Source organism: Streptomyces sp. NPDC056486 (assembly GCF_042795295.1).
Classification (GTDB): Bacteria; Actinomycetota; Actinomycetes; order Streptomycetales; family Streptomycetaceae; genus Streptomyces.
Genome location: NZ_JBHTSF010000087.1, coordinates 24,507 through 39,472 on the forward strand (window position 1 = coordinate 24,507; position 14,966 = coordinate 39,472).

Consider the following 14,966-nt stretch of genomic DNA (forward strand, 5'->3'; position numbering starts at 1 on the left):
CCGGGGGGCGGGGAGGGTTACTTGTTGGCGCCGAGCTCGATCGGCACACCGACGAGGGAGCCGTACTCGGTCCACGAGCCGTCGTAGTTCTTGACGTTCTCGACGCCGAGGAGCTCGTGCAGCACGAACCAGGTGAGCGCGGAGCGCTCACCGATGCGGCAGTACGCGACGGTGTCCTTGGCCAGGTCGACCTGCTCGTCCTCGTAGAGGGCCTTGAGCTCGTCGTCCGACTTGAAGGTGCCGTCGTCGTTGGCGTTCTTCGACCACGGGATGTTGCGCGCGGACGGGATGTGGCCCGGACGCTGCGACTGCTCCTGCGGAAGGTGCGCCGGGGCGAGCAGCTTGCCGCTGAACTCGTCGGGCGAACGCACGTCGACCAGGTTCTGGGTGCCGATCGCGGCGACCGCGTCGTCACGGAAGGCGCGGATCGAGGTGTCCTGCGGCTTGGCCTTGTACGAGGTGGCCGCGAGCTGCGGCACCTGGTCGCCGTCGACCAGGTCGCGGGAGTCGAGCTCCCACTTCTTGCGGCCGCCGTCGAGGAGCTTCACGTCCTGGTGGCCGTAGAGCTTGAAGTACCAGAAGGCGTAGGACGCGAACCAGTTGTTGTTGCCGCCGTAGAGGACGACGGTGGTGTCGTTCGCGATGCCCTTGGCCGAGAGGAGCTTCTCGAAGCCCTCCTGGTCCACGAAGTCGCGGCGGACCGGGTCCTGGAGGTCGTCGGTCCAGTCGATGCGGACCGCGTTCTTGATGTGGTTCTTGTCGTACGCGGAGGTGTCTTCGTCGACCTCGACGATGACAACCTTCGGGTCGTCGATGTGGGCCTCGACCCAGTCGGCGTCTACCAGGACGTCGCTGCGGCTCATACTTTGTCTCCTCCGGGGCAGTTACGGCGGGGCTTTGGTGCTGTGCGAGGGGGTGCCGGGTACGTGCTGTGACTGTGCGACAGCGCGGCGTACGCGGCACGGGGTGGCCCTGACGAGGTCAACGGGCCGGGGGATTCGGGAGTCGGAGCTCCCGCTCAGAAGGTGCGACAGAGCATGGCGGCGACGCGGCACAGGTCTACTGCCCGCCGCTTCGTGAGGTCCGCCTGTCGGTGCATGCGTCCGATCGTAAGGACGCAAGGGCGGCCGTGTCACCGGCATGTCGAATGATGAGACGCGATCATCCACGATGTGGGATAGATCAAAGAATGAAGCCGCCCGCGCGGGGGCGGGGGGAGGGCTTCACCCCTGCCGCATCCATGGCGCGGACGGCTTCGTCTCGTACTGCGGAACGTACTGCGGAACGCGGAACGTACTGCGGAACGGCCGCCCAAGAGGCCCCGCCCCCTGGGCCTCAGCTCGCGAGCTTCACGTTCGTGCCCTTGACCGTGATGTCCACGCCGTCCGCTGCCGGCTCCACCTCGTCGATCTTGATGCCGCCCGGAAGGCCGCTGACCTTCTCCTCGAAGTCGGTCACATCGCGGACCATGCCCTCGGGGAGGGGAATCGATACGCCCATGACCTCGATCTTCTTGGGGATCTCATCGGCGTTCACCTTGATCGTGTCGCCCTCGACCCGCACCGAGCTCATGACGTGCACCGGCTTGGGCAGCTTCACGCCGCCCTTGCTCACCTCGACCTCGACCTTGATCTTGCCGTCGCCGCCGTCCGAGAGCCCGACGACCTTGCCGGTGGCGCCGAGCGGCAGCTCGACCGGCTCGCCCTGTGCCTCCTTGAGCAGCTCGTCGTACGAGATCCGGGCCGTGCCGGTGGCCTTCTCGGCGGTGGCGGAGCTGTAGTCCCCCGAGAACTCGACGCCCTGCATCCGGGCGTCCAGATCGGCGATGCGGATCTTGTCGGAGCCGGAGGTGGCCTCGTAGTTCCGCATGCCGATCTCGACGTCGTCGAGCGTGCCGCCCGCGACCTGCGTCAGGAAGGGAAAGCCCTTGATGGAGACGTCGGGCGTCTCGCTGAGGCCCTCGCTCGTCCGCAGCTTCTTCGCCACCTCGTCCTCCGCGAAACCCACCGCCAGGCGGTCGGCACCCACGAAAAGGCCCCCCAGGATCACGACGACGATCAGAAGTATTCGTACGGCGCGCTTGCTCATGTCCGGTGTTCCCCCACCTAGTCCCCCGACTCAACTGACGTTTGCCGCGAGCCTAAAGGACAGGCCCCCGGCGGGAGAGCCCGGCCGGGGACCTGTCGATCAGCTGTGACGATCAGCCTCTGTCGGCTTCTGTCGGCCTCCGCCGGTCAGCCGATGGCCCTGCCGAGGAGATAGACGGCCGGGGCCGCGGCGGCGAGCGGCAGGGCGACGCCCGCCGTCATGTGCACGAAGCGGGACGGGTAGTCGTAGCTGGCGACCCGGTGGCCGATCAGCGCGCAGACACCGGCGCCGAGGCCGAGCAGCGCGCCCTTGCTGCCGAAGTCCGTCGTACCGCCGACGGCGATGCCCGCTCCGGCCGCCGCGAGCAGCGCGACGACGACGGAGGCGGGCGTCGGCAGGGGCAGCGCGCGGGCGATCACGGCGACCGCGACGGCGATGCCGCCCACCGTCATGGCGTCGTCCGACGCCGCGAGATGCCCGGTCGCGATGATCGCGAGGGCGGAGGAGGCGACGGTCGCCATCAGACCGGCCATCCGCTCGTCGGCGGAGGCGCGGCTGCGCAGCTGAAGGACGAGTACGAGCAGCACCCACACGCCCAGGGTGCCGAGGATCGCGGCGGGCGCGTTCTCCTTGCCGGTGGCGAGGAGCGTGATGTCGGCGACGACACCGCCCATGAAGGCGAGCGCGATGCCCTGCCGGGCGGGCCACATCCCGTTGAGCCGGAACCATCCGGCGGCGGTGACGGCCTGCAGCAGGATCAGCGGTACGAGGAGTGCGTACTGCCCGACGGCGGCGGTACCGGCGAGCAGCAGCCCGAGGACGGCGGTCAGAGCGGCGGGCTGGATCCCCGGCTCTATGATCGGCGACCGCCCCTCGGCACGGGCGCGCTGGGCGTCGGTGACGCGGGGGTTGCCGGTGGTGGTGGCGCGGCCGTAGGTGTTGGACTCCGCTTCAGGCTGCTGAGGCTCGGGAGCGGGAGCAGGAGCAGGAGCGGGCTCCGGAGGCAGCTGCTGTCCGTACCCCTGCGGGGGCAGATACGCCGTCTCCGTCACGTCAACCGCGGGTGAGGGCTGGATCTGCGTGTCCCAGGTCTGCCCCTCCCAGTGCTGGGTGTACGAGTCCTGGGTGTACGCGTCCTGGGCGTAAGGCTGCTGCTGCCCGTACTGCTGCGGAGGCTGCTGTTGCTGCGGCGGGTACGCCTGCGGAGGCTGCTGCTGCGGATACGCCTGCTGGGCGTACTGCTGCTGCTCGGCAGGATGGGGATGGGGGTAGGGCTGCTGCACCTGCTCCGGAGGGTAGGCCTGCTGCTGCTCGGGGGGATATTCCTGGCGATACGGGTCGTAGTCCCCGTACCCCGACCCCTCATACCGTGGATCGCTCATAGCGCTGCTCACCCTCCTGCGAACGGCGGGAGCACCTCGACCGTGCCGCCCTCGGCCAGCCGTACCGTCTCATGCCCACGGGTACCCACGGGGTCGCCGTCGATGAGGAACGAGCATCGCCGCAGTACACGGACCAGCTCACCGGGGTGTCGCTCGCGTGCCGCGTCCAGCGCCTCGGCGAGCGTCGCCGCAGCGTACGGCTCCTCCGCGACGCCTGCGGCCGCTTTGGCCGCGGCCCAGTAACGAATGGTGCCGTTCACCACGGCAGCTCCTCTCCTTCGGCGTCCGCCGGTCCTTCGGCGATCGCCGACGTCCATGATGCCGTGACCCACTCGGCGATCCGACCGAGCAGTGCGTCGTCCGCCGCGTTCTCCGCGTGCCCCATCCCCGCCTCCATCCAGAGCTCCGCCCCGCCCTCCGCGGCGGCGGCCAGCATCCGGGGGTGGTCGACCGGGAAGTAGGGGTCCCGGTCCCCGTGCACGATCAGGAGCGGCGTCGGCGCGATCAGCGGGACCGATTCCACCGGGGACAGCGGGACGGGGTCCCACTCGTGCGGGTGGATTCTCGTGCGCAGGCCCACCCGGCCCACGACACGTCCCATGGGCCGCGTCACCAGCCAGTGCAGCCGCCGCATCGGCGCCGTCCCCCGGTAGAACCAACGGGCGGGAGCGCTCACAGCGACCACCGCGTCAACCCGCGCTTCCGTGCGCCCCCCATGCGCGGCACCGGCGAGCGCCGCGTGCCGGAGCACCACGGAACCGCCCATCGAAAAACCCACGGTCACCACCCGTGTATGGCCGAAAGACCGCGCCCACTCCACCGCGGTCGCCAGATCGAGCACCTCGCGGTCACCGACCGTGGAGAGCCCGCCGGACGCCCCGTGCCCCCGGAAGGAGAACGTGATCACGGCCGCACCCTGCGCGAAAACACCCGCCGCGCGGCGCACGTGCGGCCGGTCGACACCGCCGGTGAAACCGTGCGCGAGCACGATCGCGAGCTCCCCCGCCGGGGCGGGTCCGGGCTCGTACACCGCCTCGATGGCGACTCCGTCCTGTGTACGGAGCGTTGCGCGCCGTTGAACGCGGGGCGGAGTGCGAGTGATCGGCTGCACAGAAGATCCTGCCGCTTGGCCTGCCGAACCGGAAGTCATGTGGGCTATTCTCCTTGGCAGAGGATCCGGGCAGCGAAGCCCCCGGGTCCTTTCGTGCTTTCTGAAGGTTCGTATACGAAGCCGGAGGAACAGCACGTGGAGAGCCCCGGGCGCGGGCCCTCCGCCGCAGTAATCAGTACGAAGCAGTGCCGTAAACGTCCTCGCAGGGACCGAGGAGGAACCGACGTTATGGGCGAGCGAACCGTGCACAACCGTAGGACGACCCAGGCGGGTGAGCAGCGATGAGTTCTCTGCTGCTCCTTACCAATGCCCTTCAGCCGTCGACGGAGGTGCTTCCCGCTCTCGGCCTGCTGCTGCACAACGTGCGGGTGGCCCCCGCCGAAGGCCCGGCCCTCGTCGACACCCCTGGTGCCGACGTCATTCTGATCGACGGCCGCCGTGACCTGCCGCAGGTCCGCAGCCTCTGCCAGCTCCTCCGCTCCACGGGACCCGGCTGTCCGCTGGTCCTCGTCGTCACGGAGGGCGGCCTCGCGGCCGTCACCGCCGACTGGGGCATCGACGACGTACTCCTCGACACGGCAGGGCCTGCCGAGGTCGAGGCGCGTCTGCGGCTCGCGATGGGCCGCCAGCAGATCACCTCCGACGACTCCCCCATGGAGATCCGCAACGGCGATCTCTCCATCGACGAGGCGACGTACAGCGCGAAGCTCAAGGGCCGGGTCCTCGACCTGACCTTCAAGGAGTTCGAGCTGATCAAGTACCTGGCGCAGCACCCCGGGCGCGTCTTCACGCGGGCCCAGCTGCTCCAGGAGGTCTGGGGCTACGACTACTTCGGCGGCACGCGGACGGTCGACGTCCACGTACGGCGCCTGCGCGCGAAGCTCGGCGTCGAGCACGAGTCGCTCATCGGCACCGTCCGGAATGTCGGCTACCGCTTCGTGACCCCGGAGAAGGTCGAACGCGCGGCCGACCAAGCCAAGGCGAAGGCGGCGACGCCACCGGCCGAGGACCAGCACAGGCAGCCGCCGAAGCCGGAGGCGACCCCCGCCGTGATCGCGCCGCAGGAAGCTCCGAAGGAAGCTGTCGTACGCCCTGCCCAGCGGTAGTTCCATCCGCGTAGACTCCGCGCGTGGCCAAGGTGACTCGGGATGACGTTGCGCGACTTGCGGGTACTTCCACCGCCGTCGTCAGCTACGTCATCAACAACGGACCCCGGCCGGTTGCCCCGGCCACGCGCGAGCGTGTACTCGCCGCGATCAAAGAGCTGGGGTACCGGCCCGACCGGGTCGCCCAGGCCATGGCGTCGCGGCGGACCGACCTCATAGGCATGATCGTGCCCGACGCGCGCCAGCCGTTCTTCGCGGAGCTGACGCACGCGGTGGAACAGGCGGCGGTCGAGCGCGGAAAAATGGTGCTCGTCGGCAACGCGGACTACGTGGACGAGCGCGAGGCCCACTACCTGCGTGCCTTCCTCGGCATGCGGGTCTCCGGGCTCATCCTCGTCAGCCACGGCCTGACCGATCAGGCCGCCGCGGAGATCGACGCGTGGGACGCGCGGGTCGTGCTGCTTCACGAGCGGCCCGAGGCGATCGACGACGTCGCCGTCGTCACGGACGACCTCGGCGGCGCGCAGCTGGCCACCCGCCACCTACTTGAACACGGGCACGAGTACGTGGCGTGCGTCGGCGGCACCGCCGAGACCCCGACCATCGGCGACCCCGTCTCCGACCACGTCGAGGGGTGGCGGCGGGCCATGCAGGAGGCCGGGCGCTCGGTCGAGGGGCGGCTCTTCGAGGCGCCGTACAACCGCTATGACGCGTATCAGATGGCGCTTGAGCTCCTTGCCAGGCCGGACCGGCCGACGGCGATCTTCTGCTCCACCGACGACCAGGCGATCGGCATCCTGCGTGCCGCGCGGGAGCTTCGGATCGACGTGCCGGACCAGCTGGCCGTCGCCGGGTTCGACGACGTCAAGGAAGCGGGTCTGACCGACCCGCCGCTGACGACGGTGGCATCGGACAGGCCCGCCATGGCCCGCGCCGCGGTCGATCTCGTCCTGGACGACGGACTTCGGGTCGCCGGGTCGCGCCGGGAGCGGCTGAAGCTGTTCCCGTCACGTCTTGTCGTCCGGCAGTCCTGCGGCTGCGCCTGACGCTCAGGGGTTCAGCGCCGACGCCTTTATAAGGGGCATACGCACTTCTATTGGCGTTCTCAGGGCGTACTCAGCCGCCTCTCATGAACGCGGACCAGCCTAGAACCCATGACCGACACCTTCCGCCAGAGCGGCGAGTACCCCCAGCAGCACCAGTCGTCAGCGCCTGTGCACCATGGCGGTACGGGGGGCGCTTACCCGCCCCCGCCCGCTTTCGCACCGGAAGCACCGGCACAGGGAACGGCACAGGGCCCGGAAGCGCCCCCGAAGCCCCCGCGCAAGCGGGCCCGCGGCCCCCTTGCCCTCCTCGCCGCCGTCGCCATCGCGGCCGCAGCGGTGGGCGGCGGCACCGCCTACGCCTTCCAGGAGCTGACCGGCAAGGACAGCACGTCGAGCAGCGCCACCAACACGAACGTCGTGCCCACCAGCCAGAAGGGCACCGTCTCCGGCGTCGCCGAGGCGGTCAGCCCCAGCATCGTGGAGATCAGCGCGAAGTCGAACGCGGGTGAGGCCACGGGCTCCGGCGTGATCATCACGACCGGCGGCGAGATCATCACCAACAACCACGTGATCTCCGGCGCCTCGTCGGTCAAGGTGAAGACGAACGACGGCAAGTCGTACGACGCCAAGGTCGTCGGCACCGACAGCAAGAAGGACCTGGCGCTGATCAAGGTCGAGGGTGCGTCCGGCCTGAAGCCCGCGAGCCTCGGCAACTCCGACAACGTGAAGATCGGCGACGACGTCGTGGCGATCGGCTCCCCCGAGGGCCTGACAGGCACCGTCACCAGCGGCATCGTCTCCGCCCTCGACCGGGACGTCACCGTCTCGACGGACGAGGACCAGGGACAGCAGCAGCAACAGCAGGGCGGCGGCAACTGGCCGTTCGAGTACGGCGGCGAGCAGTTCAACGGCGACACCGGGTCGTCGAAGACCACGTACAAGGCCCTGCAGACCGACGCCTCGCTCAACCCCGGCAACTCCGGCGGCGCCCTCATAGACATGAACGGCAACATCATCGGGATCAACTCCGCGATGTACGCGCCCAGTTCGTCGCAGAGCGGCACCGAGTCGAGCTCGGGGGGCAGCATCGGCCTCGGCTTCGCCATCCCGATCAACACGGTCAAGGCCGACCTCGACACCTTGCGGGCCGGCTCCACCGACTGACCCCGCACACTCCCCCTGGAGACCCTGGAGGCCGCCATGCCCACCACCACCCTGATCACCGTCAATCGCGCCCGGCACGCGCTCGCCACCACCATCGGTTGGGGAAACCCCGACACCGACCCGGCGGGGCTCGGCCTCCCCCTCGCCGTGGCCGGGGAACTCCACGGCGCCTCCGCGGCCCGTGCCCCGGAAGTGGCCACGGCGGCCCAGACGCCGTCCCGGCCCGCCGCACGCCGCAAGCCCCGCGCGCGCGTGCGAGGCTGATACCGGCCCCGTCCGACCCGTACTCCGAGCCGCGCTCGGCCCCGTACACGGACCCGTACTCGAGGAAGTCACCAGCCGATGAGCCCCGCCGAAGGCGAGCAGCAGCAGCGCATCCTGATCGTCGACGACGAGCCCGCCGTACGGGAGGCGCTGCAGCGCAGCCTCGCCTTCGAGGGGTACGGCACGCAGGTCGCCGTCGACGGCGCCGACGCGCTGGAGAAGGCGGCCGCCTACCGCCCCGACCTCGTCGTGCTCGACATCCAGATGCCCCGCATGGACGGCCTCACCGCCGCGCGCCGGCTCCGCTCGACCGGCTCACTGACGCCCATCCTGATGCTCACCGCGCGTGACACGGTCGGCGACCGCGTCACCGGGCTCGACGCGGGCGCCGACGACTACCTGGTCAAGCCGTTCGAGCTCGACGAGCTCTTCGCCCGGATCCGGGCGCTACTCCGACGCAGTTCGTACGCCGCCGGTGCGGGGCAGGCCGAGGAGGGCGACACGCTCGCCTTCGGGGATCTGCGGATGGACCTCGCGACCCGTGAGGTCACTCGCGGGGCGCGCACGGTGGAACTGACCCGCACGGAATTCACCCTCCTTGAGATGTTCCTCGCGCATCCGCGTCAGGTCCTCACCCGGGAGCAGATCCTGAAGGCGGTCTGGGGCTTCGACTTCGAGCCCTCCTCCAACTCCCTCGACGTGTACGTCATGTACCTGCGCCGCAAGACGGAGGCGGCGGGCGAGCCCCGGCTCGTTCATACGGTGCGGGGTGTGGGGTATGTGTTGCGGCCGGGTTCCGCCGGGGGCGGCGAGTGAAGGGGCTTGTCCGCCGGTACCGCGGGATGCCGCTCCGGTCGCGCCTTGCGATGCTGGTCGCCTTCGCGGTGGCGGTCGCCGTCGCCGCTGCGGCGGTGGTGTGCTGGTTCGTGGTCCGCAACGCGCTGATGAGTTCGCTGGACGACGCGCTGAGCACCAATCGGATCCAGACCGCCGATGTGGTCAGCCGGATCGACCGGAACGGAAACTGCCAGCGCTCGGTCATCCGGGACAAGGACGATCCGGATCTGTTCAAGCAGACGATCCAGGTCGTCGACCAGCACGGTGGCCACTGCGTCATCGTCGGCACGCAGTCCATCAAGGTCACCGAGGCGGACACCGCGGTCGCCAAGCGCGACTCCGGCGAGGTCTACCACACCGCGACCGCGTCGAACGACGCCAAGTACCGGGTCCTCACCTACCCGTTGGATGGCCCCCAGGGCCTCGCCGTCACCGTCGCCCGCCCCCTCAGCGAGGTCGACGACACCCTCGACAACCTCGTCCTCGTCCTCGCCTTCGTCGCCGGAATCGGCGTGCTCGGCGCAGGCGCCGCAGGCCTCTGGGTGGCCCGCACAGGCCTGCGCCCGGTCGACGAGCTGACGGCGGCCGTCGAGCACGTGGCCCGTACCGAGGATCTGAACCTACGCATCCCGGCGGAGGGCGACGACGAGATCGCCCGCCTCTCGCGCTCCTTCAACTCCATGACCGCCTCCCTCGCCTCGTCCCGCGACCTGCAGCAGCAGCTCATCGCCGACGCGGGTCACGAGCTCCGCACCCCCCTCACCTCGCTGCGCACGAACATCGAGCTGCTCGCCCGCAGTGAGGACACCGGGCGGGCCATCCCGCCCGACGACCGCAAGGCGCTGCTCGCCTCCGTCACGGCGCAGATGACCGAACTCGCCGCGCTGATCGGCGACTTGCAGGAGCTTTCGCGTACGGACACCGGTCACAGCGGGAAGGTGCAGGTCGTGTCCCTGCACGACATCGTGGAGACCGCCCTGGAACGGGCCCGACTCCGTGGCCCCGAGCTGACGTTCACCGCGGACCTCGCCCCCTGGTACGTACGCGCCGAGCCCGCGGCCCTTGAACGGGCCATCGTGAACATCCTGGACAACGCGGTGAAGTTCGGGCCCCCTGGCTCCACCGTCGACGTGGCCCTGAAGGGCGGCGCGCTGACCGTCCGCGATCACGGCCCCGGCATCCCCGCCGACGAACTCCCGCACGTCTTCGACCGGTTCTGGCGTTCCCCGTCGGCCCGCAGTCTCCCCGGCTCCGGCCTCGGCCTGTCCATCGTGGCCCGGACCGTGCACCAGTCCGGCGGCGAGGTGGCGCTCACGGACGCGGAGGGCGGCGGGACGGTGGCGACGGTCCGCCTGCCCGGCGCACCGACCCCGCCCCCCACGGCGTAAGGCCGCTCCCGCCGACGACCCGCGAACTACTTGCCGATGCTCAGCCCCGTGCCCGTGAGCCGGACCCGGATCCCGTCCTTCTGCACGTTCACGTCCTTCAGCCATACGTGCCCGTCCCCGGGCAGCTTCGGCAGCTGGAAGGCGAGCGTCAGGCGGTCGGCGAGCACGGGGCGTGTGAGCTGGGCGAGGCCCTTCAGGAGGGCCGGGTCGAGGCCCAGCTTCTTCAGGAGCTCGGGGTGGCCCATCGCGACGTCGATGAGGTTGAGGCCCATCACGTCGTTGAGGAAGCGCGGCGAGCCGACGAGGTCGTGCAGCTTGGTGTCGCTCTTGAGGGCGCCGCTGACCACCGAGTCCGAGACCCCGAGCCGCTTGACGATCGACGGCACGGAGAGCAGCGCCTTCGCCTTGGCGGTCTCCTCGGCGAGCCGGTCCGCGGACTTCTTGCTGAGGTGCAGGCCCTCGGAGTCGCGGGTGCCGGGCCGGTAGGTCGCCAGGTCGCCGATCTGCAGGCTCATCCTGCCGATGTCGGTGGAGATGCCGCGGTCGCCGTTGCGCTTGATGCGGGCGTCGGCGCGCAGCTTCAGGTCGTGGCCCGCGACGGGCAGGGTGCCGCGCGCGAGCACCTGGTCGCTGCCGTGGCCGGTGAACGTGACCTGCGACGCGCCAAGTTCGCGGTTCAGGTCGTCGAAGGAGAGCAGCACCTCGCCGTTCATCTCGCTGATGAGGGCGCCCTTGATGTCGGTGGCCCCGTCGCCGGTGATCTTCACGTCCGTCCCGGTGGCGGAGACCTGGGCGAGCGAGATCCGGTCGGCCGCGACGTCGGGCACGGTGACCTTGACCTTGTCCACGCGCTTGTCGAGGACCTGGGTCAGGAAGGGGAAGCCCTCGATGTCGACCTCGGGCGCCGCGCTCAGGTGCATCGAGTCCTTGAGCTTGTCCGCGGCCTCGTGCTCGGCGTAGAGCAGGGCCCAGCGGTCGCCGAGCGAGAGGAAGGCGGCGAGTACGACGAGGGCGACGACGGCCTTCGCGGCGAGCGGGAGCCCGGCGAACCGGGTGCTGCGACGGCGGCTGCGTCCGCGGCCACCGCGCCGGTGGTTCGGAGGCTGCCACGGGGCGTCCGACTTGTCGGCTTCGTCATCGTCCGTCTCGTGGAGGAATTCCTCCAGCGGGCTGGGCGTGGCGAGGGCGCCGAGCTCGTCGTACGGATTGAGCGGAGCAGTCGTCTCCGCCGGCGTTTCGCGCGTTTCCGCAGCTGGGGACGGTGCCGCGGACGCTTCTTGGGGGACGGACTCGGCGTGCCAACCATCAGACGGATAAGCCTGGTTGCGATCGGGCGGAAGCGTGGCTATGCGGTGGGGGGAACGCATCAGCTGAGTTCACCATACGTTCACACCCCACCCCAAGCCTCACGCCCAGTAACAACCGATTTCAGCCACTTACTGAGTGCGTGAGTTAACGCATCATTCACTTCACCACGGTGATCCTGTCCGCCTTCGGCGGGGCGATCGGCTTGTCCGCCGAGGAGTTAGCGGTCAGGTAGTCGTTGAACGCCTTCAGGTCATCGCTGCCCACCAGCGGCTTCGCACCCTTGCCGAGCTCGGCGAAACCGTCGCCGCCGCCCGCGAGGAAGGAGTTCATCGCCACACGATAGGTGGTGGCCGGATCTATCGCCTTGCCGCCCAGCTTGATCGAGTCCGTCACGACGCGGTCGGCGCCGGACTTCGTCATGTCGAGCGTGTACGTCAGGCCGTCCGAGATCTGCAGAATCTTCGGGGACGCCTCGTTCGACCCGCTCACCTGCTGCTTGAGTCCGGTGATCAGCTGCGCGCCGGTCAGATCGACGAGATTGACCGTGTTGCTGAACGGCTGCACGGTGAAGCCCTCGCCGTACGTCACCACGCCGTCACCCTCGCTCCCGCTCGCCTTGTGCACGAGGTCGGAGCGGATGCCGCCGGGGTTCATCAGCGCCAGATCCGTCTCGGGGTCGAGCGACTTGCCGTGCGCGAGCTGCGCGTCCGCGATCAGGTCGCCGAGCGGCGCCTCCTGCGTGGTGGCGCCACGGCCCGGGATGTCGCCGGAGATGAACCCGACGGGCTGGTTGGCGACCGGCGCCGCCAGCTTGTCCCAGCGGGAGATGAGCGAGGTCATGTCGGGCGCCTTCGCCTGCTCCCGGCTGACGACGTGGTTCGCCGACTTCGCGGACTTCACGCTCGTACGGACGATGTCCTTGGTCTTGCGGTCGTACGTGAGCGTCGTGTCCGTGTAGAGCTTCCCGAAGGAGGAGGCGGACGTGACCATGCGGGGCTTGCCCGACGGGTCCGGGATCGTGCAGACGTACGCGGAGTGCGTGTGCCCGGTGACCAGGGCGTCGACCTTGGGCGTGATGCCCTTGGCGATGGTGGTGATGGGGCCCGAGATGCCGTCGCCCGCGCCCGGGGAGTCACAGTTGTAGTTGTAGCTCTGCGACGCGGGAACGCCGCCCTCGTGGAGGAGCGTGACGATCGACTTCACGCCCTGCTTGTCGAGGATCTTGGCGTACTTGTTGACCGTCTCGATCTCGTCGTGGAACTTGAGCCCCTTGACGCCGTCGGCGGAGACGATGTCCGGCGTGCCCTCCAGCGTGACACCGATGAAGCCGACCTTGACGCCCTTGTGCTTCCACACCCAATACGGCTTGAGGATGGGCTTGCCCGACTTCTCGTCGGTCACGTTGGCCGCGAGGTAGGGGTAGTCGGCCCCCTTGAACTTCTTGCCCTTCTCGAAGCAGCCGTCCTTGGGGTGACAGCCGCCCTTCTGCATACGGGCCAGCTCCTTGGCCCCCTCGTCGAACTCGTGGTTCCCCACGCTGGTGACGTCGAGGTCGAGCTTGTTCATCGCCTCGACGGTCGGCTCGTCGTGGAAGAGACCGGACAGGAGCGGGCTTGCGCCTATGAGGTCGCCCGCCGCCGCCGTGACGCTGTAGGGGTTGCCCTTGCGGGCCGTGCGAAGAGACGTGGCGAGGTACTCGGCACCGCCCGCGTCGATCTTCTTCTCGGTCCCGTCCGCCTGCTTCTCCGTCACCTGGCCCGACGACCCCGCGGGCGGCTGCAGATTGCCGTGGAAGTCGTTGAAGGACAGCAGCTGCACGTCGACGGTGCGCTTCTTGCCCGCCGCGCCCGCTGCGTCCTGTCCGGACTGCCCGGACTGCCCGGCGCTCGCGGGCAGCGCGGCGGCCAGAGCACCGAGTGTGGCGAGACCGGCCGCGGCGGCGAGCACACGGGCGGCGCGGCGTCTGGGCCGACGTGGCTGAGGAGTGGCTGGCACGTGTCCCCCTGGAAGAGGTATTGGGCGGCTGAGGGTGTGAAACTCCCGCGCAGCCTAGAGTCAACGCGCGTAGCGCAACAGGGGGTTACTGGTTACGAGGTGGTTGCCATCGCGGGCACTTCGGACACTTGGGACGCTCGGGACGACGCTCAGGGCAGGAGTGACGGCGTACGGGGGCGAGGGCGGCCGAGTGCGGCGCCAGAGGCGCGTACGCCGTCGTGCACTCCCCGCAGGCCGGGAGTACGTCCGCGATCTGCTCCCCGACCGGCCGCCGCCGTACCCTCGACTCCATGACTGACGAGCAGCAGCCTCCCGCCACCCTGCGGCAGATCGACACGGTCGCCGCCCTCACCTCCGACCAGGCCGACGCCGTGCTCGGGCTCATCGCGGAAGCGGCCCGCTCGGACGGCCAGCAGGCCGTGTCCGAGCAGGGGCGGCTGCAGCTGCGGGGAGGCGCGCGGCCGGGGGTGCGGCATCTGCTGCTCGGCGTCGGCGACGACCTCGTCGGATACGCGCAGCTGGAGGACACCGACCCCATCGAGGCCCCGGCAGCCGAACTGGTCGTGCACCCCTCGTACCGCGGCCGCGGGCACGGCCGGGCCCTTGGCACCGCACTGCTCGCCGAGTCCGGCCGGCGGCTGCGGATCTGGGCGCACGGCGGTCACTCGGCGGCGCGGCACCTGGCGCAGGTGCTCGGGCTCACCCTCTTCCGCGAACTGCGGCAGATGCGGCGCTCGTTGGGCGACATCGACCTGCCCGACCCCGTCCTCCCCGCGGGCGCCTCCGTGCGCGCCTTCGTCCCCGGCCAGGACGACGCGGCCTGGCTCGCGGTGAACGCCGACGCCTTCGCCCACCACCCCGAGCAGGGCTCCCTCACCCAGCGCGACCTGGACGACCGCAAGGCCGAGCCGTGGTTCGACCCGGCGGGCTTCTTCCTCGCCGAGAAGGACGGCGAACTCGTCGGCTTCCACTGGACCAAGGTGCACGCGGACGAGGGCCTCGGCGAGGTGTACGTCCTGGGGGTGCGGTCCGGCGCGCAGGGCGGCGGCCTCGGCAAGGCGCTGACAACCATCGGCCTGAACCACCTGGCGGGGGCGGGTCTGCCGACGGCGATGCTGTACGTGGACGCGGACAACAAGGCGGCGGTGAGCGTCTACGAACGGCTCGGGTTCGTCACGCACGAGACGGACCTGATGTACCGGACCGAGTCTTGAGGCTCTGACGTTCTGACGTTCTGAGGTTCTGAGCGACGTACGAGCAGCAGGAAGGGCGTGGTG

At 69.8% G+C, this 14,966-nt stretch carries 15 protein-coding genes; 7 read left to right on the forward strand and 8 right to left on the reverse strand.

Translation table 11 applies throughout. The features are described from left to right. Nucleotides 1–17: 17 nt before the first annotated feature. The 6 genes from ACFQ7F_RS28880 to ACFQ7F_RS28905 all read right to left on the reverse strand — a co-directional run bounded on the left by ACFQ7F_RS28880 (nucleotide 18) and on the right by ACFQ7F_RS28905 (nucleotide 4,620). A complete protein-coding gene (locus tag ACFQ7F_RS28880; RefSeq protein ID WP_383276186.1) occupies nucleotides 18–863 on the reverse strand; it encodes a sulfurtransferase in 846 nt (281 codons plus the stop codon). Between the two features lie 155 nt (nucleotides 864–1,018). Continuing rightward, nucleotides 1,019–1,099 (reverse strand): putative leader peptide, encoded by an 81-nt coding sequence (locus ACFQ7F_RS28885; protein ID WP_350893136.1) that lies wholly within the window; start codon nucleotides 1,097–1,099, stop codon nucleotides 1,019–1,021. A gap of 236 nt (nucleotides 1,100–1,335) precedes the next feature. Next, a complete protein-coding gene (locus ACFQ7F_RS28890; RefSeq protein WP_383276189.1) occupies nucleotides 1,336–2,088 on the reverse strand; it encodes a DUF2993 domain-containing protein in 753 nt (250 codons plus the stop codon). Between the two features lie 146 nt (nucleotides 2,089–2,234). Beyond that, complete coding sequence (locus ACFQ7F_RS28895; RefSeq protein ID WP_383276192.1) at nucleotides 2,235–3,470, reverse strand: hypothetical protein; 1,236 nt, start codon at nucleotides 3,468–3,470, stop codon at nucleotides 2,235–2,237. An 8-nt stretch (nucleotides 3,471–3,478) separates the two neighbouring features. Beyond that, nucleotides 3,479–3,733 carry a MoaD/ThiS family protein gene (locus ACFQ7F_RS28900; RefSeq protein ID WP_383276195.1) on the reverse strand — a complete coding sequence of 85 codons (255 nt, stop codon included), beginning with the start codon at nucleotides 3,731–3,733 and terminating at the stop codon, nucleotides 3,479–3,481. After that, nucleotides 3,727–4,620, reverse strand: coding sequence for an alpha/beta hydrolase (locus ACFQ7F_RS28905; protein WP_383276198.1), 894 nt, complete (start codon nucleotides 4,618–4,620; stop codon nucleotides 3,727–3,729). The genes ACFQ7F_RS28900 and ACFQ7F_RS28905 overlap by 7 nt, the downstream gene beginning before the upstream one ends. Before the next feature lie 242 nt (nucleotides 4,621–4,862). On the opposite strand from ACFQ7F_RS28905, the gene ACFQ7F_RS28910 reads away from it, so the two are divergent. The 6 genes from ACFQ7F_RS28910 to ACFQ7F_RS28935 all read left to right on the forward strand — a co-directional run bounded on the left by ACFQ7F_RS28910 (nucleotide 4,863) and on the right by ACFQ7F_RS28935 (nucleotide 10,386). Then, complete coding sequence (locus tag ACFQ7F_RS28910) at nucleotides 4,863–5,687, forward strand: winged helix-turn-helix domain-containing protein (protein ID WP_383276201.1); 825 nt, start codon at nucleotides 4,863–4,865, stop codon at nucleotides 5,685–5,687. A 23-nt stretch (nucleotides 5,688–5,710) separates the two neighbouring features. Further along, nucleotides 5,711–6,733, forward strand: coding sequence for a LacI family DNA-binding transcriptional regulator (locus tag ACFQ7F_RS28915; protein ID WP_383276204.1), 1,023 nt, complete (start codon nucleotides 5,711–5,713; stop codon nucleotides 6,731–6,733). 108 nt (nucleotides 6,734–6,841) lie between these two features. Continuing rightward, the gene (locus tag ACFQ7F_RS28920) at nucleotides 6,842–7,897 is read left to right on the forward strand and encodes a S1C family serine protease (RefSeq protein ID WP_383276208.1); all 1,056 of its coding nucleotides are present in this window, start codon (nucleotides 6,842–6,844) and stop codon (nucleotides 7,895–7,897) included. Nucleotides 7,898–7,933: 36 nt separating this feature from the next. Next, on the forward strand, nucleotides 7,934–8,161 hold the full coding sequence (locus ACFQ7F_RS28925; RefSeq protein ID WP_383276211.1) for a hypothetical protein: 228 nt from the start codon (nucleotides 7,934–7,936) through the stop codon (nucleotides 8,159–8,161). 78 nt (nucleotides 8,162–8,239) lie between these two features. After that, a complete protein-coding gene (locus tag ACFQ7F_RS28930) occupies nucleotides 8,240–8,977 on the forward strand; it encodes a response regulator transcription factor (RefSeq protein ID WP_383276214.1) in 738 nt (245 codons plus the stop codon). After that, complete coding sequence (locus tag ACFQ7F_RS28935; RefSeq protein WP_383276217.1) at nucleotides 8,974–10,386, forward strand: sensor histidine kinase; 1,413 nt, start codon at nucleotides 8,974–8,976, stop codon at nucleotides 10,384–10,386. Before ACFQ7F_RS28930 ends, ACFQ7F_RS28935 begins: the two co-directional genes overlap by 4 nt. A 26-nt stretch (nucleotides 10,387–10,412) precedes the next feature. Here ACFQ7F_RS28935 and ACFQ7F_RS28940 read toward each other — a convergent pair whose 3' ends face one another. Further along, nucleotides 10,413–11,753: a DUF2993 domain-containing protein gene (locus tag ACFQ7F_RS28940; RefSeq protein WP_383276220.1), complete on the reverse strand. Its 1,341-nt coding sequence runs from the start codon at nucleotides 11,751–11,753 to the stop codon at nucleotides 10,413–10,415. 97 nt (nucleotides 11,754–11,850) lie between these two features. Then, nucleotides 11,851–13,689 (reverse strand): bifunctional metallophosphatase/5'-nucleotidase, encoded by a 1,839-nt coding sequence (locus ACFQ7F_RS28945; RefSeq protein ID WP_383276223.1) that lies wholly within the window; start codon nucleotides 13,687–13,689, stop codon nucleotides 11,851–11,853. Nucleotides 13,690–13,979: 290 nt separating this feature from the next. On the opposite strand from ACFQ7F_RS28945, the gene mshD reads away from it, so the two are divergent. Further along, nucleotides 13,980–14,903: a mycothiol synthase gene (gene mshD / locus ACFQ7F_RS28950; RefSeq protein ID WP_383276226.1), complete on the forward strand. Its 924-nt coding sequence runs from the start codon at nucleotides 13,980–13,982 to the stop codon at nucleotides 14,901–14,903. The last annotated feature ends 63 nt before the right edge of the window (nucleotides 14,904–14,966 follow it).